Here is a 1,871-nt window from a genome sequence, read left to right on the forward strand (position 1 = left end):
GGACCTGAAGGTCTGAAAAGCAACCGGATTAACCTTCCAGGAGAAACGCACAAATGTCTACCGTCTTGCCCCCGTCCTCGTCGTCGCCCGCTTACCCCGACACGCGACTGCTCATCGCCGGCGAATGGCGCCATGCCCGGGATGGCAGAACCATCCCCGTGCTCAACCCGGCCAGCGGCCAGCCAATTGGATGCGTGTCGCATGCAGGACAACCAGAACTGGACGACGCGGTCAGGGCCGCGGCCCAGGGATTCGATGTCTGGCGATCCATGACGCCCGTGGAGCGCAGCCGCATCATGCGGCGCGCGGCGGGGCTGCTCAGAGAACGTGCGGACGCCGTGGCCGCCATACTCACGCAGGAACAGGGCAAGCCGCTGGCGGAGGCGCGCATCGAAACGCTGACGGGAGCCGACATCATCGAATGGTTCGCGGATGAGGGGCTGCGGGTCTACGGACGAATCGTCCCGTCCCGGGTCAGTGCGAGCCTGCGGCAGATGGTGCTCAAGGATCCCGTCGGCCCGGTTGCGGCGTTCACGCCGTGGAACTTTCCCATCAACCAGATCGTGCGCAAGGTGGGAGCGGCGCTGGCGACCGGATGCTCAATGCTGATCAAGGGGCCGGAAGAAACGCCGGCGGCGCCGGCCGCCTTGATGCAGGCCTTCCTGGATGCGGGCTTGCCCCCCGGGGTCCTCGGCCTGATCTATGGCAACCCGGCGGAGATCTCCAGCTACCTGATCGCGCATCCCATCATCCGCAAGATCACGTTCACCGGCTCCACCGCGGTCGGCAAGCAGCTGGCGGGCATGGCCGGCCAGCACATGAAGCGCGTGACGATGGAGCTCGGCGGGCACGCGCCCGTTATCGTCGCGGCGGACGCGGACCTGGAGCTCGCGGTAAAGACCTCGGTGGCGGCAAAGTTCCGCAACGCGGGCCAGGTCTGCATTTCCCCGACGCGCTTCCTGGTGCACAAGAGCCTCATCGGAGACTACAGCGCGGCGCTGGCGGAAGCCACGAAGCGGCTGAAGGTGGACGATGGGCTGCTGGAGGGTACGCAGATGGGACCGCTCGCCAACACACGCCGCGTGGCCGCGATGAAGGAACTGACGGCCGACGCCATCGCGCGCGGTTCGACGCTGCTTGCGGGCGGCGAGTGCACGCATCCGGCCGGCAATTTCTGGGCCCCCACCATCCTCTCGAACGTCCCGGTCGAAGCCCGGATGTTCAACGAAGAACCCTTTGGGCCGATTGCCGGCATCCAGTCCTTCGACAACCTGGAGGACGCCATCCGGGAGGCCAACCGCCTCTCGTATGGACTGGCCGGCTATGCGTTCACGCGCTCACTGCGGACGGCGGACATCCTGACCCGCACAGTGGAGGTGGGCATGCTCTGGGTCAACATGCCGGCGATCCCCTCGGCGGAGTTGCCGTTCGGTGGCTTGAAGGACTCAGGCTACGGAACCGAGGGCGGGCCGGAGGCCCTGGACGCCTATCTGAACGTTCGCAGCGTCGCCGTCATGAACGCCTGAACCCACCGCACTCCGACCCTTGCACGACCTGTAGACCTCTTTTATCCAGCATCCCATGCACACAACCGAATCCAATCAGACCCCTGACCTGCCACTGCAAGGAGTCCGTGTACTCGATCTGTCGCGCGTGCTCGCGGGGCCGCTCTGCGGCCAGGTCCTGGCCGACTTCGGCGCCGAAGTCATCAAGATCGAACATCCGGAGCGCGGAGACGATACGCGCGACTGGGGCATTCGCGTCGGCCAGACTGAAACCACGTACTACTGCAGCATGAACCGCAACAAGCGGTCCATCACGCTGGACCTGCAGACCAGCGAGGGCGTGCAGATTGTCCATGACCTGCTGCC

Annotated in this window: 2 protein-coding genes; both read left to right on the top strand. The window is 65.6% G+C overall.

Annotated elements, in window-relative coordinates; all coding sequences use genetic code 11:
• The first annotated feature begins 53 nt into the window (after positions 1-53).
• Entirely contained in the window at positions 54-1,526 is a 1,473-nt protein-coding gene (locus tag QZH66_RS15570) for an NAD-dependent succinate-semialdehyde dehydrogenase (RefSeq protein WP_305806814.1), read from the top strand.
• A 55-nt stretch (positions 1,527-1,581) separates the two neighbouring features.
• The coding region (locus QZH66_RS15575; RefSeq protein ID WP_305806815.1) for a CoA transferase at positions 1,582-1,871 on the top strand (290 nt) is incomplete at its 3' end.

Origin of the sequence: Stenotrophomonas sp. YIM B06876 (genome assembly GCF_030711595.1) — a bacterium.
In the GTDB taxonomy this organism is placed as follows: Bacteria; Pseudomonadota; Gammaproteobacteria; order Xanthomonadales; family Xanthomonadaceae; genus Stenotrophomonas.

Excerpts from the sequence above, each read along its gene's own strand:
- QZH66_RS15570 (WP_305806814.1), top strand. The coding sequence starts at position 54 with ATGTCTACCGTCTTGCCCCCGTCCTCGTCGTCGCCCGCTTACCCCGAC.